Annotated in this window: 18 protein-coding genes; 13 read left to right on the top strand and 5 right to left on the bottom strand. The window is 63.6% G+C overall.

Going from position 1 to position 19,680, the window contains the following annotated elements; all coding sequences use genetic code 11:
• Nucleotides 1-49 precede the first annotated feature (49 nt).
• Complete coding sequence (locus RHODMAR_RS05535) at nucleotides 50-1,255, bottom strand: cysteine desulfurase-like protein (protein ID WP_042938130.1); 1,206 nt, start codon at nucleotides 1,253-1,255, stop codon at nucleotides 50-52.
• 175 nt (nucleotides 1,256-1,430) lie between these two features.
• Here RHODMAR_RS05535 and RHODMAR_RS05530 point away from each other — a divergent pair, with 175 nt between their 5' ends.
• The 4 genes from RHODMAR_RS05530 (at nucleotide 1,431) to glfT1 (ending at nucleotide 4,805) form a co-directional block, all read left to right on the top strand.
• The gene (locus tag RHODMAR_RS05530; protein ID WP_008712187.1) at nucleotides 1,431-2,048 is read left to right on the top strand and encodes a bacterial proteasome activator family protein; all 618 of its coding nucleotides are present in this window, start codon (nucleotides 1,431-1,433) and stop codon (nucleotides 2,046-2,048) included.
• Between the two features lie 206 nt (nucleotides 2,049-2,254).
• Nucleotides 2,255-3,091, top strand: coding sequence for a galactan export ABC transporter permease subunit Wzm/RfbD (gene wzm / locus RHODMAR_RS05525; RefSeq protein WP_008712183.1), 837 nt, complete (start codon nucleotides 2,255-2,257; stop codon nucleotides 3,089-3,091).
• An 11-nt stretch (nucleotides 3,092-3,102) separates the two neighbouring features.
• Entirely contained in the window at nucleotides 3,103-3,903 is an 801-nt protein-coding gene (gene wzt / locus RHODMAR_RS05520) for a galactan export ABC transporter ATP-binding subunit Wzt/RfbE (RefSeq protein ID WP_008712181.1), read from the top strand.
• Nucleotides 3,903-4,805, top strand: a complete 903-nt coding sequence (gene glfT1, locus RHODMAR_RS05515) for a galactofuranosyltransferase GlfT1 (RefSeq protein ID WP_008712180.1) — start codon at nucleotides 3,903-3,905, stop codon at nucleotides 4,803-4,805. Before wzt ends, glfT1 begins: the two co-directional genes overlap by 1 nt.
• A 60-nt stretch (nucleotides 4,806-4,865) precedes the next feature.
• Here the strand turns inward: glfT1 and RHODMAR_RS05510 are convergent, their stop codons facing one another.
• Nucleotides 4,866-5,468: a TetR/AcrR family transcriptional regulator gene (locus RHODMAR_RS05510; RefSeq protein ID WP_008712178.1), complete on the bottom strand. Its 603-nt coding sequence runs from the start codon at nucleotides 5,466-5,468 to the stop codon at nucleotides 4,866-4,868.
• Nucleotides 5,469-7,256: an N-acyl-D-amino-acid deacylase family protein gene (locus RHODMAR_RS05505; RefSeq protein WP_008712176.1), complete on the bottom strand. Its 1,788-nt coding sequence runs from the start codon at nucleotides 7,254-7,256 to the stop codon at nucleotides 5,469-5,471.
• A 426-nt stretch (nucleotides 7,257-7,682) separates the two neighbouring features.
• On the opposite strand from RHODMAR_RS05505, the gene RHODMAR_RS05495 reads away from it, so the two are divergent.
• The 7 genes from RHODMAR_RS05495 (at nucleotide 7,683) to RHODMAR_RS05465 (ending at nucleotide 16,463) form a co-directional block, all read left to right on the top strand.
• The gene (locus tag RHODMAR_RS05495; RefSeq protein WP_008712172.1) at nucleotides 7,683-8,552 is read left to right on the top strand and encodes a TylF/MycF/NovP-related O-methyltransferase; all 870 of its coding nucleotides are present in this window, start codon (nucleotides 7,683-7,685) and stop codon (nucleotides 8,550-8,552) included.
• A 97-nt stretch (nucleotides 8,553-8,649) separates the two neighbouring features.
• On the top strand, nucleotides 8,650-10,527 hold the full coding sequence (locus RHODMAR_RS05490; protein ID WP_008712170.1) for a glycosyltransferase: 1,878 nt from the start codon (nucleotides 8,650-8,652) through the stop codon (nucleotides 10,525-10,527).
• A gap of 369 nt (nucleotides 10,528-10,896) precedes the next feature.
• Nucleotides 10,897-13,164, top strand: a complete 2,268-nt coding sequence (locus RHODMAR_RS05485) for a membrane protein (RefSeq protein ID WP_008712169.1) — start codon at nucleotides 10,897-10,899, stop codon at nucleotides 13,162-13,164.
• Between the two features lie 14 nt (nucleotides 13,165-13,178).
• On the top strand, nucleotides 13,179-14,228 hold the full coding sequence (locus RHODMAR_RS05480) for a glycosyltransferase (protein WP_232433590.1): 1,050 nt from the start codon (nucleotides 13,179-13,181) through the stop codon (nucleotides 14,226-14,228).
• Nucleotides 14,225-15,166, top strand: coding sequence for an NAD-dependent epimerase/dehydratase family protein (locus RHODMAR_RS05475; protein ID WP_008712163.1), 942 nt, complete (start codon nucleotides 14,225-14,227; stop codon nucleotides 15,164-15,166). Before RHODMAR_RS05480 ends, RHODMAR_RS05475 begins: the two co-directional genes overlap by 4 nt.
• Nucleotides 15,163-15,630 carry a GtrA family protein gene (locus tag RHODMAR_RS05470; protein ID WP_008712161.1) on the top strand — a complete coding sequence of 156 codons (468 nt, stop codon included), beginning with the start codon at nucleotides 15,163-15,165 and terminating at the stop codon, nucleotides 15,628-15,630. The genes RHODMAR_RS05475 and RHODMAR_RS05470 overlap by 4 nt, the downstream gene beginning before the upstream one ends.
• Nucleotides 15,627-16,463, top strand: a complete 837-nt coding sequence (locus tag RHODMAR_RS05465; protein ID WP_008712158.1) for a glycosyltransferase family 2 protein — start codon at nucleotides 15,627-15,629, stop codon at nucleotides 16,461-16,463. Before RHODMAR_RS05470 ends, RHODMAR_RS05465 begins: the two co-directional genes overlap by 4 nt.
• A 16-nt stretch (nucleotides 16,464-16,479) precedes the next feature.
• On the opposite strand, the gene rfbB is transcribed toward RHODMAR_RS05465, so the two are convergent.
• Entirely contained in the window at nucleotides 16,480-17,484 is a 1,005-nt protein-coding gene (gene rfbB, locus RHODMAR_RS05460; protein ID WP_008712156.1) for a dTDP-glucose 4,6-dehydratase, read from the bottom strand.
• A 43-nt stretch (nucleotides 17,485-17,527) separates the two neighbouring features.
• Nucleotides 17,528-18,046 (bottom strand): maleylpyruvate isomerase family mycothiol-dependent enzyme, encoded by a 519-nt coding sequence (locus tag RHODMAR_RS05455; RefSeq protein ID WP_008712154.1) that lies wholly within the window; start codon nucleotides 18,044-18,046, stop codon nucleotides 17,528-17,530.
• A gap of 130 nt (nucleotides 18,047-18,176) precedes the next feature.
• On the opposite strand from RHODMAR_RS05455, the gene rfbA reads away from it, so the two are divergent.
• Nucleotides 18,177-19,049 (top strand): glucose-1-phosphate thymidylyltransferase RfbA, encoded by an 873-nt coding sequence (gene rfbA, locus RHODMAR_RS05450; protein ID WP_042938155.1) that lies wholly within the window; start codon nucleotides 18,177-18,179, stop codon nucleotides 19,047-19,049.
• Nucleotides 19,046-19,624, top strand: coding sequence for a dTDP-4-dehydrorhamnose 3,5-epimerase family protein (locus tag RHODMAR_RS05445; RefSeq protein ID WP_008712150.1), 579 nt, complete (start codon nucleotides 19,046-19,048; stop codon nucleotides 19,622-19,624). Before rfbA ends, RHODMAR_RS05445 begins: the two co-directional genes overlap by 4 nt.
• The last annotated feature ends 56 nt before the right edge of the window (nucleotides 19,625-19,680 follow it).

Raw genomic sequence — 19,680 nt, 5'->3', positions numbered from 1 at the left:
AACTTCGTAGTGGGCGACGAAGTTCCATACACGTGCGGCGCAGCCGCTCTCAAAGTGCCAGCGAAGCGAGCGCTTTGACGAGCTGATCGATTTCGTAGCGGGTGGTGTACGGGGCCAGACCGATTGAGACGGCACCACCCTCGTCGTTGACTCCCAGTGCGTCGAGCAGACGGCTGCCCCCATGGACTCCGCTGACACTGCCGATCCGGGCCTGAGTGAGTTGCTCGGACACCTTCACCGCAGGCATGCCCTCCACCGTGAAGCTCACGGTGGGGACACGCGTGGGCGCATTGCCCAGCACCATCACGTGGTCCAGCGAATTCAGCGCCTTCAACAGGTAGTCGAACAGCCCGTCGTGGTAGTGCTGCAACGATCCGATCGAGCGCTCGAGGCGCTCACGGCGAGTTCCCGTCGCAGCGTCGTCGAAATTGGCCAGGTAGTCGATGGACGCCACCACCCCGGCCAACAACGCGTACTGATGACTGCTGACCTCGAGCCGCTCCGGCCCTTTGGCCGATGGATTGAGCGACATCGACGGCAGTTGTTCGAGCAGCGTCGGGTCCCGGAAGACCAGCGCGCCGACAGACGGGCCGCCCCACGCGGCAGCGTCGATGGCGACGACGTCGGCCCCGAGTTCCTTGATGTCGACGTGGGCATACGGAGCTGCTCCGGCCGCGTCGACGACGATCAGCCCGCCGACCTCGTGCACCAGATCGGCTGCAACCCGAACATCGGGCGCGCTACCCACGATCGGAGACGCCGCGGTGACGGCGACCAGTCGCGTGGTGGAGGAGATCAGGTCGTCGAACTGCCAGGTCGGCAGCTCGCAGGTATCGATTTCGACTTCGGCCCACCGCACATGTGCGCCTGTTCTGCTGGCCACCCGCAGCCACGGTGCCACGTTCGCTTCTTCGTCCAGACGCGAAAGCACCAGCCCGGTTCCCAGGCCGAGTCGCGAGCTCAACGACTCCGCAAGCCAGGACAGCAGCGTCGCGCGGTCCGGTCCGATGACAACCCCGGACGGATAGGCACCCACCAGGTCAGCGATCGCAACACGAGCCGATTCCAGCAGAGCTGCACTCCGCTTGGCCGAGGTGTTGCCGGCCGAATGATTGGACGCACTGTGGCGGAACGCCGTCGACACAGCGGTCGACACCCTATCGGGAATCAACATCCCCAGCTGAGGGTCGAGATGAATCCAACCGTCGCCGAGCGAGGGGATGGAACCTCTCACTCGCGCGACGTCGTAACCCATGCCGGATACTCTAAGCGCCGACCGGTCGAGGGTGTGTTCCACGTCCCCATTTTCAGGGACCGCCTGCCCATCTTGCACGCTCGATCCCTCCCGATCTCCGCAGTTCCCGACGACCGGACCAGGATAATCGCCCCGGACGATCGCGCAACGACGAGCGACGCGTAAAGATGGACTCATGACCCAATCCGAGCCGAACAGTGCCCCCGGGGACCATGTCGTTGTGATCGGCCCCAATGGAGAGCCGCTTGCCTTGAGCCGCGAGGAAGCCACAGCCGCTGCCGCCCGCGCCGCCGGATCGTCTGCGAACGAGGATTCGGCCGACGGGTCGGGCCTGTCGGAAATGGTCGAGCAGCCCGCAAAGGTGATGCGGATCGGCACCATGATCAAGCAACTCCTCGAAGAAGTGCGGGCCGCACCGCTCGACGACGCCAGCCGCACGCGCCTGAAGGAAATCCACAAGTCGTCCATTCAGGAACTCGAACAGGGACTCGCACCGGAACTGCGCGACGAGCTCGAGCGTCTGGTGCTGCCGTTCGGCGACGACGTCGTCCCCAGCGACGCGGAACTGCGTATCGCGCAGGCTCAGCTCGTCGGCTGGCTCGAAGGCTTGTTCCACGGCATCCAGACGGCACTGTTCGCTCAGCAGATGGCCGCTCGCGCCCAACTCGAGCAGATGCGTCAGGGCGCGTTGCCGCCCGGCGTGATGGGCGCACCGGGCGGCGGGAGCGGGCCCGGCAGGAGCGACCCGGGTGCCGGCGGGCACGGCGGCAGCGGTACCGGCCAGTACTTGTGATGCGGCACGAGTGAAGCCCGCGGAATGAGCAAGGTCGTCACGAGTGAAGCCCGCGGAATGAGCAAGGTCGTCACGAGTGAAGCCCGCGGAATGAGCTAGTTCGTCTCGAGTGGAGCCTGTGGAATGAGCGCTATCTCCGAAGACAGGTAGTGTCGATCGTCGTGTCGGCACCAGCGAAGGACCCCGAGAGCGAGGCAGGAGAACAGATGCCTGCTCCGGTTTCGGACTCACAGACTTATCGGCGCGCATTCGGCGACTTGCGAACCGGCTTCGCCCAGCGTGAGCTGTGGCTGCATCTCGGCTGGCAGGACATCAAGCAGCGGTATCGCAGATCGGTGATCGGCCCGTTCTGGATCACCATCGCCACCGGCGTCCAAGCCATTGCCATGGGTCTGCTGTATTCGGTGCTGCTGAACATCGATCTGCGTGAGTTCCTCCCGCACGTGACCGTCGGCTTGATCGTCTGGAACCTCATCAGTGCGGCGATCCTCGAAGGTGGAGACGTCTTCGTCGCCAACGAAGGGCTGATCAAACAGCTACCCAGCGCACTCAGCGTGCACGTCTATCGACTGGTGTGGCGTCAACTGCTGCTGCTCGGCCACAACATGCTGATCTACGTCATCATCATCGCAATCTTCTGGCCGCCCGGCGGTCTGCACTGGACGGTGATCTTCGCGATCCCGGCGCTGGTGTTGATTCTGCTCAACGCAGTGTGGGTGTCGATTCTGTTCGGCATCGTGGCCACCCGCTACCGCGACATCGCCCCGATCCTGGGCAGCTTCGTCACGCTGATGTTCTTCATGACGCCGATCGTGTGGACCACCTCGGGCCTGAAGTCGATGGGCGGTGAGGCCGCGAACCGCGCCAAGCTCGTCGAGATCAACCCACTCTTCCATTACTTGGACATCATCCGAGCTCCCCTGATCGGCGAGGATCAGCAGGCGTACCACTGGTACATCGTGCTCGCCTTCACCGTCGTCGGATGGGCGCTGGCCATTTTCGCTCTCAAGAAGTACCGGGCCCGCGTGCCCTACTGGGTTTAGGGGTCACCTCGTTGTCCATCAGCATCAGCACTCATGACGCGTGCGTCGATTTCCCCATCTTCGACGCCAAGACCCGCTCGTTGAAGAAGGCATTTCTCGGCAAGGCCGGTGGTGCCATCGACCGCAACTCATCCGACGTCGTCGTCGTGGAAGCTCTCAAGAACATCACGATGAACCTGAAGGACGGCGATCGCGTCGGCCTGGTGGGACACAACGGCGCGGGCAAATCGACGCTGCTGCGGCTGCTGTCGGGTATCTACGAGCCGACGCGTGGCAGTGCGACCATCCGCGGCCGCGTCGCGCCGGTGTTCGACCTGGGTGTCGGTATGGATCCCGAGATCTCCGGCTACGAGAACATCATCATTCGCGGACTGTTCCTCGGGCAGACCCGCAAGCAGATGCTCGCGAAGATGGACGAGATCGCCGACTTCACCGAACTGGGCGACTACCTCGACATGCCGCTGCGTACCTACTCGACCGGCATGCGTGTCCGCGTCGCGATGGGTGTGGTCACCAGCATCGACCCGGAAATCCTGCTGCTCGACGAGGGCATCGGGGCCGTCGACGCGGAGTTCATGAAGAAGGCTCGTATCCGGTTGCAGGAGTTGGTGAAGCGCTCGGGCATCCTGGTGTTCGCCAGCCACTCCAACGAATTCCTGGCTCAGCTGTGTGACACCGCGATGTGGATCGATCACGGCCAGGTTCGGCAGCAGGGTGGCATCGAGGACGTGGTGCGGGCGTACGAGGGAGACGACGCCGGAGATCACGTCGCGCAGATTCTGAAAGAGATCGAGCGCGAGGACAAGCAGTAGTGGCTGATCGCATTGTCGGCGTCATCGTCACGCACAAGCGTCGTGAATTGTTGGCCCTGTCGCTGGAGGTGATCGGTGCGCAGACGCGTCCGCTCGATCATCTGGTGGTCGTCGACAACGCCGACGAGCCCGCCGTACGTGAGTTGGTCGAGTCCAGCGCGCTGCCGACGACGTACCTGGGTTCCCAGCACAATCTCGGCGGTGCAGGCGGGTTCGCGCTCGGGATTCTCTATGCGCTCTCGCTCGGCGCGGACTGGGTGTTCCTCGCCGACGACGACGGCCGTCCCGAGGGCGCGGAAGTTCTGGCGACGCTGCTGGCGTGCGCGGTGAGGCACGGCCTCGACGAGGTCTCCCCCGTCGTCTGCGATATCGACGATCCGGATCGGTTGGCGTTTCCGCTGCGGCGTGGCACCTCGTGGCGTCGACTGCGCTCGGAGCTGATCGACCCGGACAATCCGCAGGACGACCTGCTCGAAGGCATCGCGTCACTGTTCAACGGGGCATTGTTCCGGGCGTCGACGATCGATGCGGTGGGTGTGCCCGATCTGCGCCTGTTCGTCCGCGGCGACGAGGTGGAGGTGCATCGCCGTCTGCAGCGCTCGGGCCTGAAGTTCGGCACCTGCCTGACGACGGCCTACGTTCACCCCAACGGGGCCGAGGAGTTCAAGCCGATCCTCGGCGGCCGGATGCACACTCAGTACCCGGAAGACGCGACCAAGCGCTACTTCACCTACCGCAACCGCGGGTACCTGATGTCGCAGCCCGGGATGCGAAAGCTGTTGCCACAGGAATGGATTCGCTTCACGTGGTTCTTCCTGATCACCACCAGGAACCCTCGCGGTCTGGCCGAGTGGTTCCGGTTGCGTGGGCTGGGGCGTCGGGAACACTTCCGTAGGCCCTAGCCCAGGCAAATATCGACACAGCGCCGTACGGCAAGGGGCGCGCGGGAGCCGTCCAACCCGTCACCCGGCCTCGCTCATCGCGTGGAGCGTGCCGCCGCGGATCAGGTGAGCGATCATCGTCAGCCGCATGGCCTCCTGCTCGGGTTGCGGATGCACCACGGCCGCCAAGGCCTCACCGTCGAGCAGATGCACCACGGTGAAGACCACCGTCTCCATATGCCGTGGGTCGATCGCACCCGCAATCGGGAGCGCGCGAGCGAGTTCGGCGATCTGCTCGTGGTACCGGATGGTGAACGGCTGCAGCCGCTCTCGAAGTTCTACATCACTGCGGGCCGCGGTGAGAAGCTCGTACCAGGCACCGTTGATCGGGGCCCGGCACGCCGCCCTGAGCAGTTCGAGACAGTGCTCGATCGACGCACTTCCGAAACCCGACAGACCCCGACGAAACTCGACGAACTGACGTCGGCGAACCTCGTCGGCGGCCGCCACCATCAAGTCGAGCCTGGTCTCGAAGTGCCTGAACATGGCACCGGAGGACACTCCGGCCCGGCTGACAATCTCGCTGACACTGGTTGCTGCATAACCTTTTTCACACAGTGACGAGATAGCTGCGTCGAGCAGCTTTCCGATTGTCTCTTCCCGGCGTTGCTGTTGACTCGCCACTTACACGCGCTCCCGGCGACGAGGAGCCGTCGGAGTACCGGCCCGCAGGAAGCTACCGGCACGCTCGGACACGCCGAACCACGGTGCGAAAACCCCATCGGAGAACACGACGCGGCCGGCGACCAGAGTGGCGGCCACGGCGCGGTCGTTGCGGTTGACCATTCGGCTCAGCCCACCGAACTCCGGCATGGTCTCCTCTCGGTAGGCCAGGACCTCCTCGTCCAAGCCCTCCGGATCGATCACCACGATATCGGCGCGATCACCCACCCGGAGGTGTCCGGCGTCGACACCGTAGAAGTCGGCCAACTCGCCGCTGAGCTTGTGCACGGCCTTCTCGACGGTCATGAACGGTCGGCGATCGTTGCGTGCGTCGTGCACGCGGTGCAGCAACCGGATGCCGAAGTTGTAGAACGCCATGTTGCGCAGATGAGCACCGGCGTCGGAGAATCCGACGGTCACTCCGGGCTGGTTGATCAGCTTGTCCATCTGACGCTTGCGATGATTGGCGACCGTCGTGTGCCAGCGCAGCTTTCGGCCGTGCTCGACCACCAGATCGAGAAATGCGTCCACGACGTGCACGCCGCGCTCGGCCGCAACCTCCGCGATGTTCTTCCCGACGACCGACGCGTCGGGACACTCGGTGATCTCCGCGTCTGCGAAGTCTCGATGCCAGACGCGTGAGCTGAACTTCTTCTCGAAATCGGCACGGAACCAGCGGCGGTAGGCCTCGTCCGACAGCAACTCGTTGCGGCCCAACTCTTCTCGCAGATGCAGTGCCGCTCGGCCCGAGCCGAACTCCTCGAACACCACGAGATCGATGCCGTCGGAATACACGTCGAATGTAGTCGGCAGGTGCTGCCAGCGGAACTGACCCTTGCCCGGCCCGTTGACCATGCGAGCGAGCGGGCCGAAGACGCGATGGATCCACGGCGACGCCTTGGCATCGGCCGCCGCCAGCAGCGAGATCTTGAGCGGAGTGCGGCCGACCCCGGTGGCCGTGGCGAGGAAGAACAACATGTCGTACTTGGTGTTCAGGTTCGGAATGCTCTGCAACAATCGACCGCGTCGACGCAGAATCTTGTGCAGAGCACGGAATTCGCTCCACCGGGCGTACGAGGACGGCAACGAACGAGACCGGTACCGATCGCCGTCCAGCTTGTCCCACGGATTCGTCATGGTCGACATTCCGAGCAGTCCGGCATCGAGGGCCTTCTCGAGCGCGTCGGACATCGCGCGCCATTCCTCACGGGTGGGCTTCTGACTGCGATCGGTCGAGCGATCCAAACCCATGACGTGGGCACGCAGATCCGAATGCCCGACCAGCGCTGCGATATTGGGTCCGAGAGGCAGGTTCTCGAGGGCTGCGATGTACTCCTCGGGGCTCGTCCACGTCTTGTGAGTGTCGACGGCTTTGAGGACGTGATCTCGCGGCAGCGCCTCGACCCGACTGAACAGGTCGGCAATGTCCACCGGCGTGGAATAGAGCGTGGACAACGAACAATTTCCCAACAGCACCGTCGTGACCCCGTGCCGAACGGACTCGTCGAGACCGGGTCCGACGAGCACCTCGGCGTCGTAATGAGTGTGCACGTCCACGAAGCCGGGCGTGACCCACTTGCCGGTGGCGTCGACGATCTCGGTGGCGGTGCCCACCTGGAGCGGTGTGGACGACACCGCCCGCACTACACCGTCGACGATGCCCACGTCGGCTCGAACCCCAGGCCCTCCGGAACCGTCGTACACGGTACCGCCGGTGATGATGACGTCGAAAGAAATGTCCGAGCTCATGTGACCTCCGTCATAGGATGGTCGAACCGTAACTTAGAGAGCGGTCACTCGCAATAGGCCTGAGTGCAGTGTGGGGCACGTGCCCGACGACGGCCTACGTCCATCCCGACGGGGCCGAGGAATTGGAGCCGATCCTCGAGCGGCCGGATGCACACTCGATACCCGGAGGATGCGACTTCAGCTACCGCTCCCGCGGATACCTGACGCCTCGGCCGGACATGCGAAAGTTACTGCTGCAGGATTGCATTGGCTTCACGTGGTTCGTTCCGATCACCACCAGGAGCCCTCGCGGCCCGGCCGATCGGTTCCGGCTGAGTGGGCTGGGGCGTCGGGACCACTTCCGTAGGGCCTAACCCCGGCAAATATCGACACAGCACCGCACGGCAAGGGGTGCGCGGACCCGCGTGATACCGATACCGTGTGCCCATGACGGAACCTCGGAAGCTCGCGGATCGCATCAAGTTTTCGGCACGGGAGAAGCTTCAACGAGTCATCGGCGAGGCTCTGGAACAGCAGACCGCACAGCTGGCCGAGCAGACCGGCGATCAGCAGGCAAAACTGCTCGACGTCCTCGAGCGCCAACGCCGTGAGATCGACGACCTGCACGCGTTCATCCGCGGCCTCGAGATGCGGATGCGTCGCGACATCCCCTATGCCTCCGACGTCGAAGCGGCCGCCCAAAGCGCCGAGTTCGCCGAGGAGATGATGCCGCAGGCTCCCACCTTCCTCCGGCCCCACGCGACACTGCGATTCGCGCTCGGCGAGGTCTCCATCCGCGGCATGGCGCTCGAATTCGGTGTCGCCAGCGGAACGACACTCGAGATCATCGCCGAGGAATTGGCGTCGCACAAAGACGTCACCGTCGTCGCCGGGTTCGACGTCTTCTCCGGACTCCCCGAGACGTGGCGTACCGGCTTCCCCAAGGGATTGTTCGAGCAGGACACCGTCCCCGAGGTCCCGGGCGCGCAGATCGTCCCCGGATTGTTCGAGGACTCGCTACCGGGCTTTCTGAAGGGCCATCACGAGAAGCTGGCGTTCCTGCATCTGGACGCCGACCTGTACTCGTCGACGGTCACCGTGCTGGAACTGGTGGCCGACCGACTCGCCGTGGGCACCGTCATCGTGTTCGACGAGTACTTCAACTTCCCCGGCTGGCGTAACCACGAATACCGGGCGTGGACGGAATTCGTCGCACGCACCGGAACAGAGTTCGACTACCTGGGCTACACCGCGGACAACGAGCAGGTCGTCGTACGCATTCGCACGGCTCCGACCGTAACGCGCACTTCTGCCTGAACGGAGTCTGCGCAGGAAGGAAGGATTCCGAAGGTAGGATCGCGGAGTCGGGTCAGCAGAGGGCCCTCTAAGAACCCGTACGACTTTTGGAGCGTTGATGACCGAGGTTACCGCGGACATCGCACACACCAGTGCTGATGTGCAATCACGACTGGTCCAACACGAGGCACCGCCCCGGTTCGTCGTCCAACGGGGACTGTTCGGCGGTCCCTCCACTCTCATACAAGATGATCTGTATCTGCACATCGGCTCCGGTCGCGCACATCGGTCTCGTTTCGAGGTTTCGATCGAAGCGAACTCGAAAGTGGACACCAACACCTATTTCGGCCGTTTTCCTGCTAGTTACTGGCAGCGCTGGACCGCCGTAGCCGAGGTGCGAGTCAGTCTGTCGTACAACGGGTCCGGTCGATTCTCACTGATCGCATCAGACGCAGACGGTCGCAATCGAACGGTAGCGGCCGTGGACGTGGACGGCTCCGGCACAACCGAACTCGAAGGCGCACTGGACAGATTCGTCGACGGCGGCGCGCTGTGGCTTCGTTTCGAGACAGACAAGGGTGCGCTGAACATTCGCGACCTCGCCTGGACCGTCGACTCCCCGGCCAAGATTCGTCCTGCCGCAGTGGTGATCTGCACCTACAATCGCGCCGACGAGTGTGCGGAGACCGTAGCGTCCTTGGGCAACGACACCCAGGTGGTGGACGGACTCGATGCCGTGTATGTCGTAGACCAGGGAACGGACCTCGTCGAAAAGCGCGCCAAGTTCCAGGACACCGCACATGTTCTGCAGGACAAGCTCGTGTACATCCGGCAGCCCAATCTGGGTGGTGCCGGCGGCTTCACCCGCGGCATGTACGAGGTCACCGAAGTAGTCGGAGCAGAGCACGCCAACGTCGTCCTCATGGACGACGACATCCTGTGCGAACCCGAAACTGTGCTGCGTATCAACGCTTTTGCAAATATGACCGTCGACCCGGCCATCGTCGGCGCGCAGATGCTCGGTCTTTTCCACCCTGATCGCGTCCTCGTGGGGGCCGAGCATGCCGACTTGACCGGGCCGAAGGTCGGAATTCCGGCAACCAACGCTCTGGTCAACGCGAGTGTTGTCAAGAAGAAGCAAGAGATTCGCGTCGACGCCGGCTACAACGGCTGGTGGACGTGCCTCATCCCGTCGGAGATCATCGCCCAAATCGGTTACCCCCTCCCACTTTTCTTTCAGTGGGACGACGTCGAATACGGAATGCGAGCGCGCGGACGCGGTTTCGCAACCGTCACACTACCCAGCGCGGGTGTGTGGCACGCCGACTTCTCGTGGAAGGACTGGGACGAATGGCACCGGTACTTCAACATCCGAAACGGGCTGCTCACCGCGGCGCTACATAGCGACTTCGACGGAAGAGTACTGTTCCGGAGCCTTTCTCGGGATCTACTGCGATTCCTCGTCGGTATGCAATACGGGTTGGCCTTCACTCAGATCAAGGCCATCGAGGACTTCCTGAACGGTCCCGCCGCGTTCGACGACGGTGGAGTGGAAGCAGCGAGCGGTATTCGCCGTGAGCGCGCCAAGTTCGCCGAAACGATACGCCATTCAGCTGCGCATGCGCCTGATCTGCAGAGTGCCGACTACCAGATCGCGAATGCTGCACCGTGGCCGAGCATGGAGGGCTTGGTCCTGGCCAAGCGATTGCTTCAGCAGTTGCGTGGACGGCTGAATCCGCATCCGGTTGCCATCGCCAGCCGCGATGCCCACTGGTGGCATGTATCCCTGTTCGGCCACGCCGTGGTCACCGACGCGTCCCAGGAAGGCGTCCGGGTCAGGCGTCACAATCCAGAGCTGATGAGAGAACTTCTGGTTCGCGGACTCCGAGCGCAGTGGAAACTGCGCCGGAACGCACCGGTGGTCCGTGAGCAGTATCGCGACGCGTTCGCCGAGATGACAAGCCGATCGAACTGGGCTCGGCTGTTCGGGAAGTAGTCAGCCGCAACCGTTCTCAGGCATTATCGGGTCGATCCGTACCGTCTCGAACGACACGGTGTCGGGTTCGCCGAAGGCAAGATGACCCTACGGCCGTGCAGTGCGTTCGAGGTAACCCAGCGGTCCATCAGGGAAAACTATTTCAGAACCGAATTTCGGATTCTCGGTGTCGGCGAAGCTGATGCCCGAGACGCACCTGGCACTTCGGCGACATGAACCCCCTCGGAGTCGTGCCCTTCGCCGCTCGAAAATGGTTGCAAAACCACCGTGCTGGATTTCTCGACCCGCGCATCAGCCATGCCGTCCCAGGCTGCGGGCGATCCGACGGCTAGAGTCGCAATGTCGTTACCCGAAGTTACGGAGTGGACCTTGACCGCCTTGCCTACTCAGCCCACGAGTGCCTCGACACTCGCGGGCGGTTCGTCGGGCGGCAAGGCCCGGCTTCTATGGGGTGCGGTCGTCGCCGCCGTCGTGGTGACCGGATTCATCGCCATTTTGGCGGTCGATTCGCGCTGGTTCTACGTCAATGACACCGAATCCGGTGCCATAGGTAATTGGCTTCAACTGGGTCGCATCATGAGGGAAGGAAACCTGTTTCCGTCCCTGGTGCTCGACCAATGGATGGCCGGAAACTACCCCGTAGAGGGCCAAGGCGGCTTGTTCAACCCGGTCCAGATGGCGATCAACTACGCGTCTCCATCGATCGACAACCTGAACTTCCTCGCGATTGCAGTGAAGCTGGGCTTTTCGCTCATCTTGGCAACGGGCGTCTATCGCGTTGCCATGACCTACGGGGCACGTCCTGCCTGGGCGGCTGTAGCCGGCGCAAGCGCTCCCTTCGTGGGGTTCACGCTGTTCTTCGAACAGCCCGCCTGGATCACGTCGCTCATGGGCGCAGCATGGGTGATGCAAGCATGGGCAAGTGGCGTTCGCTACGCCCGCGGGTACAGCGGCCCTGTATCCACGTTCGTTTTTCTCTACCTCGCCATCAGCATCGGTTACGTACACGCCGCGCTCATGGCGGGTGTCGTAGTCGCGTGCATCGCTGTCGGTGAGTACGTAGACGTCAGGCGGTGGCGTCCGGTTCTTCGAATCCTGGCGGTCGGTATCGCCGCCGCAGGATGCGGCGCGATCACCTTCCTGCCGGGGATCCTCACGGCCTCGGTCACCTACCGCAGCGGCAGTGAGGGCGTCACCAACGACAACTTCTTGACGGCTCCGTGGTCGGAGACTCTGACGTCGATCATCCCATCGTCGATATCGAGTATCGAAGGCTATTCCGGCGAGACCACGTACGCGCCGATCACGTACATCGGGTGGTTCGTACTCCCAATTCTGGCTTTCGTGGCCTGGCGTGCGGTCCCTGGTGTGCTTCGACAACTCTCCACGCCGATCGTCCTGCTCATCGTGCTGCTGCTGTTCACGGCTGGGCCGTCGGCGATCGGTCCGCTGCGCTACCCGGCGCGGCTGCTACCGTTCGTGGCACTGATCTCCTTGATTCTGGTCAGCGTGCTGATCAGCCGGTTCGGCACTGTCAGGATGGTTCGCCCACGGTTGATTGCAGCTGCCGTCATCGTCGTGGTGATGGTGCTTCGGGCGGCGTCCTCTGGTCCTCAGTTCACCAACCGCCACCTGGTGGCAGGACTACTGATCATCTCTGTCGGCGCAATAGGGGTGTATTTGGCCAGGCGTTTCGGTCAACGGGCAGTCGCCGTACTCGTCCTGATCACCATCGTTCCAGTAGCGACCTACCAGGTTGCGGCGTACTCGGCTCCCTTTGCCAAGTGGTGGCTACCCACGTCGCAGGCGCAGGCCAAGGCCGAGTTCCCGCAGTGGGAGGGCGTCACCCTGCAGTTCGGACAGCTCAACTTGACCGGACAGCTATCCGCGACGAACGAACACGACCCGAGCCTGCCCTGGCACTCCCAGGTGTACGGCAACTACGCCAAAGTGCTCGATTCGGATTATGTCAACGCCTACACACCTGTTGGCTACGAAAAATTCGGCGATCTGCTGTGCTTCGAGTTCGAGGGCTCGACCTGTAGGGATTCGTTCACGAACGCATTTCGGATCGAGCCGTACACGGGCCGGACCTACGTCGACCTGATGGGCGTCGACCGTGTAGTTCTGCAACAGGCGCTCTACCCTCGCGCCGATTTGCGGCCGCCCCCGGACGGTTGGCAGTGGGTGGACCCGCCCACAACCACTGCCGGGCAAATCTATGTCCTCGAACGCACTGACGGTCCAGTTTCGGACGTGCAGGGTCGGATAGTCGCCACTGTCGATGCGATGGCTCGATCAGAGGGTTTCAGCGCCACATCGGAACGTGCTCGAGTTACCTCCGCCGAGGGCGGCAGCGTCGTATTCTCGCGGTTGGCCTGGCCGGGCTACACAGCGACGCTCAATGGCGAGACGCTGCAGACCAAGGGCTTGGCCGACATCTTCCTGTACGTCGACCTGCCGCCCGGCACCGAGAACGCCGATCTGGAACTCACTTTCCGGCCGCCGGGTGAACGACTCGGACTGGCCGCGATGGCCGGCGGAGTGATGGTGCTGATCGGCCTGGTGGTGCTCGATGTGCGACGACGCAGAAACGTTCGCTCTTCGGAGTTCGGTACCGCGCCGCAAAGCAGTTAGGCTCAGACCTCGTGATGTCCCACGCCGCTGCCGAGCCGCACCGCATCTCCATCGTGGTGCCGGTCTACCAGGGCGAACGGACGCTCAGTGCGTTGATCGACGAGATCGTTCCGTTGACGCAGGTGACGCACACTCCCGTCGGGCGTCCGCTGATCGTCGAAGAGGTTCTGCTCGTGTTCGATCACGGGCCCGACAACTCCGCCGCAGTCATCCGACAGCTGACCTCCGCGCACGCGTTCGTTCGAGGAGTCTGGCTCAGCCGTAACTTCGGTCAGCATCCCGCCACGCTGGCGGGCATGGCGTCGAGCGGCGGCGAATGGATCGTCACGATGGACGAGGACGGGCAACACGACCCGGCCGCCATCGGCGGGATGCTCGATACTGCCCTCGACCAGCAGGCCACCGTGGTCTACGCCAAGCCCACGAACGCAGCACCCCATGGAATGTGGCGCAACGCAGCCTCTCGAGGCGCCAAGTGGCTGATCGCCAAGGCCCTGGCCGGGGACAACACCGTCGATTACCAGAGTTACCGCCTGGTGCTCGGTGAAGTCGGTCGCTCGGTCGCCGCGTACGCCGGATCCGAGGCGTACCTGGACATCGCGCTCGGTTGGATCGCAGGCGACGTCACGACGAGTCCGGTGGCATTGCGCGAGGAGGTGGACCGTCGATCGGGCTATCGACTGCGGACGCTGCTCTCGCACTTCTGGCGGATGGTGCTCTCGAGCGGCACCAAGGGTCTGCGGATGGTCAGCTTCATCGGTATCGCCTTCGCGCTGCTCGGCCTGATTCTCGTCGCCTACGTGCTGGTGTCGTACTTCGCGTTCGACCCCGGATCCGAGGTGCAGGGCTGGGCGTCGACGATGGTGATTCTGTTGTTCGGCTTCGGGGCAACGTTGTTCTCGCTCGGCGTGGTAGCCGAGTACGTGGGCGTCAACGTCAAGACGGCCATGGGTAAGCCTCCGTATCTGATCGTGACCGATCCCGGAAACGGCCCACTCGGACGCCTCGAGCCCACAGTGCCTGCCGACACCACCGAATCACTCGAAAACACACCGAAGACGTGACCGCGACGCACACCTGGATCGTCGGCAGCGGCGGACTGCTCGGCGCGGCAGCAACCCGGGAGGTGCAACGCCGGGGACATCGTGTGCACACCAGCACCATCCCCTGGGCAAACAACGTCTTGGCCGAAGAGGCTCTGCTGCAACACTGCTCGGCATTCTTCGACTCGTTCGACGACGGCGTGTGGAACGTGATCTGGGCTGCGGGAGCCGGTGTGAACGGAACCAGCGCAGCACAATTCGCCCGCGAGAACGACCTGATTCGCACCGTACTCTCGCGGATCGAGGCCGTCGCCGCCAACCGCACAGACACCGGAACGGTCTTCCTCGCGTCGTCCGCCGGAGGCGTCTACGCGGGCGCGACCGGAGCACCGCATCATGAAGGAACAAAACCGGTTCCGTTGGGCGACTACGGTTTTGCAAAGCTGGAGTCCGAGGCCGTCGCAACCGAGTTCGGTGTGCGCACCGGCATCAACGTGGCGATCGGCCGTTTCGCGAACCTCTACGGGCCCGGGCAGAACCTCGCCAAGCCGCAGGGCCTGATCTCCCACCTGTGCCGGGGATACCTCCTGGCCTCACCCGTCTCCATCTTCGTACCCATGGATACGTTGCGCGACTATCTGTACGTGTCCGACGCGGCCGAGATGGTCGCCGACACCCTCACCCTGTCTGCGACGCAACGACTGTCGCCGACGGTCAAGATCTTCGCGTCGGGGGAAGCCGTCACGATCGGTTCGATCCTCGGGGCGTGCCGGACGGTCTTCCGCCGTCGGCCGAACGTGGTGCTCGCAGCCTCGCCGCTCGCAGTGTTCCAGGGTCGCGATCTACGGCTGCGTTCGACGGTGTGGCCGCAGATCGATCGCCGAACCCACCGCACTCTGCCCGCCGGCATCGCCTCCACCCTGTTCGCCACGCGTCAAGCATTGGCGGCAGGGCGATGACCGAACCGCATACTCCCGCTCCCCCGGCAGGAATGAACGGTGCGCCCGGGCCGCTGATGCGCATCGTCAAGAATCAGAAAATTGCATTCCTGCTCGTCGGTGGAGTGAACACCGCACTGGGTACCGCGTGGTTCATCCTGTGGCAGCTGCTGATCGGTGAGCAGTACGGCTACCACGCCGCCATCGTGCTCGGGTACCTCTGCAACGTACTGTGCGCCTTCGCGATGTACCGCTACCTGGTGTTCCGCGTGCGGGGTCACTTTCTGCGCGATCTACTGCGATTCTTCGTCGTCAACTTCGGGGCGTTCCTCGCGAACATCTCGCTGATGACGGTCGCCGTCTCTATCCTCCATTTCCCGCCCATTCCTTCACAATTGGTCGTCACAGCAGTAATGGCAGTCGTCAGCTTCTTCGGCTACCGCGACTTCTCGTTCCGCAGAAAGAGCCAGGCCCCCACACCATGACACCTCGTGTTTCCGTCGTCGTCCCGGCGTACAACAACGCCGAATATCTGGCCGAGACCATCGATTCGATTCTCGCGCAGACGTTCACGGACTTCGAGCTGGTCATCGCCGATCATTCGTCCACCGACGACACGCTGGCCGTAGCGCAGAAGTACGACGACCCCCGCATCCGCCTCCTGACCACCCCGGCCGGCGGCGGCGCGCAAGCCAACTGGAACCGCGTCACCGAGGAGGCCACGGGTGAGCTGATCAAGCTCGTCTGCGGCGACGACACCATCGCGGCTACCGCGTTGGCCACCCAGGTGCAGGCATTCGACGACAACCCGACCGCGGTCCTCGTCGCCTCGCAGCGCGCCCTGATCGACGCCAACAGCAAGACGGTTATCGCCGCCCGCGGGCTGGGAGGACTGCACGGCACGGTCTCGGGCCGAGTAGCCGCCAGAACTGCAGTTCGAGCCGGTGCCAACATCTTCGGTGAGCCCGGTGGCGTCATGATGAAATTGTCGGAGCTGCGCGAGATCGGCCTGTGGGACAACAGCCACCCCTACCTGATCGACCAGGCCACCTTCATCGCGGTCGCACTACGAGGCGACATCGTGGCCCTCCCGCAGCCGCTGGCGTCGTTCCGCATCAACTCGGGCCAGTGGAGTGTGGAACTGGCGACGCAGCAGGCACGTCAGGCCGCAGACTTCCATCGCTCGCTGCAGGCAAGCGACCCGACATTGTTGTCCGACGGCGACGTTCGCGTCGGAAACGCCAAGGCGCTGATGACATCGTTCATGCGTCGTGCGGTGTATCTGCTGCTGCGCCATCGGATGTCGCGCAGCAGCTAGCCTCTCGGTTCTCGTTTCAGGGCAGGACGGACTCCTTGGAGGCGTAGACCGCTTCGGTGGCGTCTTTCTGCGGTCGCCACCACTGCTCGTTGTCGCGATACCAGTCGACGGTCGCCTTCAGCCCGGCCCGGAAGTCGACATAGGTTGGCGTCCAACCCAATTCGGTGCGGAGTTTGGTCGAGTCGATGGCGTACCGCAGGTCGTGGCCGGGGCGGTCGGTGACGAAGTCGAATGCGTCGGCTGCATGGCCGGTCTCTTCGAGGATCGCTTCGAGGACTGTGCGGTTGTTCGCTTCACCGTCCGCGCCGATGAGGTAGGTCTCGCCGATGCGGCCGCGTTCGATGATGGCCCAGACGGCGCTGTTGTGGTCGTCGACGTGAATCCAGTCGCGTACGTTCTGCCCTGCGCCGTAGGGCTTGGGCCGGGAGCCGCTGAGGATGTTGGTGATCTGCCGTGGAATGAACTTCTCCACGTGCTGGTAGGGGCCGTAATTATTCGAGCAATTGGAGATGGTGGAGCGGACTCCGAACGACCGCGTCCAGGCCCGCACCAGCAGATCGCTCGACGCCTTGGTGGAGGAGTACGGGCTCGAGGGGTTGTAGGGAGTCGATTCGGTGAACCGTGCGGGGTCATCGAGTTCGAGGTCGCCGTATACCTCGTCGGTGGAGATGTGGTGGTAGCGCACATCGTGTTCTCGGACCGCATTGAGCAAGGTGGTGGTGCCGATGACGTTGGTGTGGACGAACGGCCACGGGTCGGTCAACGAGTTGTCGTTGTGCGATTCGGCGGCGAAGTGGACGACCAGATCCGTCTCGCGAACGAGGCGGTCGACGAGGTCAGCGTCGGCGATATCTCCGTGCACGAACTCGATGCGATCGGCCACCGGGTCCAGTGAGGCCCTGTTTCCTGCGTAGGTGAGCTTGTCGAGCACGGTGACCTGCGAATCGGGGCGTTGCGCGAGCGTCTGATGTACGAAGTTCGCGCCGATGAACCCGGCGCCACCCGTGACGAGAATTCTCATGAACAGGCACTTTACCGGTGGAGGCTCAGGCCGGCCGGCTGTGTCAGCTCCGCTCGATGGTGCGTCCGGCAAAGGCCGCCAGCCGCTCGTACGCGTTGGCACCCTCCGGTGCCTGCTGCTCTGGATCGAAGGCCCCGGCCCGTCGCTCCTCGGTCAAGTTGGCGGACATGAACTCCATCCCCTCCTCCGCCACTGCCTGGTCGAACTCGTCGGTGCTCTGTCCGAGCGCAGTAGCAAGATCCCACGCGTGCACCGACAGTTCGGCAGCGACCATACCGAGCGGTAGCGGAGAGCCGGCGTCGATCACCGCCAGCAGCTCACCGGTGCGCTCGGTCCAGAGCGGGATCGGGTCCTCGACGGACTGCGGAGAGGTCGACCAGGCGATCTCCTCGCCGCGGGCCATCGTCACCAATTGACCCGCGGTGTGCACCAAGTGGTCCGTCAGGTCGGCAACGGTCCATTCGTCACACGGCGTCGCCGACGCCCGAGCATCGCCCGTCGCAGCCGAGAGGAGCGTGGTGACCTGGCTGATGCCGGTATCGATCTGGGTGCGACTCGTCACGATCGTCGTCCTCGCTTCTGTCGACGCGCTGGGTATGCGGTGAGCCTAGGTGCGCCTGGCAGCTCATGCAGCGCAAATCGCGCAGGCACAATCGAGCGGCCGATCGGTGGGTCTGGAAGACTTCGGCTTCATGCGGGGAATCATTCTGGCGGGCGGCACGGGCTCGCGACTTCATCCGATCACGATGGGCGTCAGCAAGCAGTTGGTCCCGGTCTACGACAAACCGATGATCTACTACCCGCTCTCGACGCTGATCCTGGCCGGAATCCGCGAGATCCTCATCATCACCACCCCCCAGGACGCCGACCAATTCGCGCGCCTACTCGGTGACGGCTCCCAATTCGGCATCGACCTGACCTACAAGGTCCAACACGAACCCAACGGCCTCGCCCAAGCATTCGTGTTGGGCGCCGAGCACATCGGCACCGACTCCGCCGCACTGGTGTTGGGCGACAACATCTTCTACGGCCCCGGCCTGGGCACCCAACTCTCCCGCTTCGAGGACATCGACGGCGGAGCCGTGTTCGCCTACGAAGTCTCCGACCCCACCGCCTACGGCGTCATCGAATTCGACGACAACCGAAAAGCGATCTCGTTGGAAGAAAAGCCCGCCGTCCCGAAATCGAACTACGCCGTCCCCGGCCTGTACTTCTACGACAACGACGTCATCGCCATCGCCCGCGACCTGAAACCCTCCGCCCGCGGTGAGTACGAGATCACCGACGTCAACCGCCACTATCTCGACGCCGGCCGCCTGCAGGTCGAAGTACTGCCCCGCGGTACCGCCTGGCTCGACACCGGCACCTTCGACTCCCTGCTCGACGCCTCCAACTACGTACGCACCATCGAACAACGCCAGGGCCTGAAAATCGGGTCCCCCGAAGAAGTCGCGTGGCGACGCGGGTTCATCACCGACGACGAACTACGTGAACGGGCCGAAAAGCTCGTCAAATCCGGGTACGGCCGCTACCTACTGGACCTGATCGACCGAGGAAACCGATGACCTTTCGCGAACTGAACATCGCCGGTGCCTACGAATACACCCCACGCCAGTTCGGCGACGACCGCGGCGTGTTCTTCGAATGGTTCAAAGCCTCCGCGTTCGAAGAGACCACCGGCCGAGCATTGGATCTGAAGCAGGCCAACTGCTCGGTCTCCGCCGCCGGGGTCCTACGCGGAATCCACTTCACCACCAACCCGCCCGGCCAAGCGAAATACGTCACCTGCGCCCGCGGAGCGTTCCTGGATGTGATCGTCGACCTGCGCGTGAGCTCCCCGACGTTCGGGCAGTGGGATTCGGTTCTGATCGACGACATCGACCGCAAAGCGGTATTCCTGTCCGAAGGACTCGGACACGCCATCCTCTCGCTCGAAGACAATTCCACCGTCATGTACCTGTGCTCACTGGAATACACCCCGGCCCTGGACCGCGACATCAACCCACTCGACCCGGCCCTGGGCATCGACTGGCCCACCACCGCACGCGACGGCTCACCCCTGACCTTCGAGCTCTCCGCCAAGGACAAAGCCGCCCCCACCCTCGCCGAGGCCCAGGAACGTGGGGCGTTGCCCTCGTGAGCCTTTTGCACCCCTGGAGGGGTGCAAAAGGCTCACGACGGTAGCTAGCGGATCTT

It is taken from the genome of Rhodococcus sp. AW25M09 (genome assembly GCF_000333955.1).
Lineage (GTDB): Bacteria > Actinomycetota > Actinomycetes > Mycobacteriales > Mycobacteriaceae > Rhodococcoides.
Note: the sequence above shows the minus strand (reverse complement) of the source record. Positions and strands in the feature narration are given on the sequence as shown.

Excerpts from the sequence above, each read along its gene's own strand:
- RHODMAR_RS05530 (WP_008712187.1), top strand. The coding sequence starts at position 1,431 with ATGACCCAATCCGAGCCGAACAGTGCCCCCGGGGACCATGTCGTTGTG.
- RHODMAR_RS05480 (WP_232433590.1), top strand. The coding sequence starts at position 13,179 with ATGTCCCACGCCGCTGCCGAGCCGCACCGCATCTCCATCGTGGTGCCG.
- wzm (WP_008712183.1), top strand. The coding sequence starts at position 2,255 with ATGCCTGCTCCGGTTTCGGACTCACAGACTTATCGGCGCGCATTCGGC.
- RHODMAR_RS05470 (WP_008712161.1), top strand. The coding sequence starts at position 15,163 with ATGACCGAACCGCATACTCCCGCTCCCCCGGCAGGAATGAACGGTGCG.
- rfbB (WP_008712156.1), bottom strand. The coding sequence starts at position 17,484 with ATGAGAATTCTCGTCACGGGTGGCGCCGGGTTCATCGGCGCGAACTTC.
- RHODMAR_RS05495 (WP_008712172.1), top strand. The coding sequence starts at position 7,683 with ATGACGGAACCTCGGAAGCTCGCGGATCGCATCAAGTTTTCGGCACGG.
- RHODMAR_RS05490 (WP_008712170.1), top strand. The coding sequence starts at position 8,650 with ATGACCGAGGTTACCGCGGACATCGCACACACCAGTGCTGATGTGCAA.
- RHODMAR_RS05465 (WP_008712158.1), top strand. The coding sequence starts at position 15,627 with ATGACACCTCGTGTTTCCGTCGTCGTCCCGGCGTACAACAACGCCGAA.
- RHODMAR_RS05505 (WP_008712176.1), bottom strand. The coding sequence starts at position 7,256 with ATGAGCTCGGACATTTCTTTCGACGTCATCATCACCGGCGGTACCGTG.
- rfbA (WP_042938155.1), top strand. The coding sequence starts at position 18,177 with ATGCGGGGAATCATTCTGGCGGGCGGCACGGGCTCGCGACTTCATCCG.
- RHODMAR_RS05445 (WP_008712150.1), top strand. The coding sequence starts at position 19,046 with ATGACCTTTCGCGAACTGAACATCGCCGGTGCCTACGAATACACCCCA.
- RHODMAR_RS05535 (WP_042938130.1), bottom strand. The coding sequence starts at position 1,255 with ATGGGTTACGACGTCGCGCGAGTGAGAGGTTCCATCCCCTCGCTCGGC.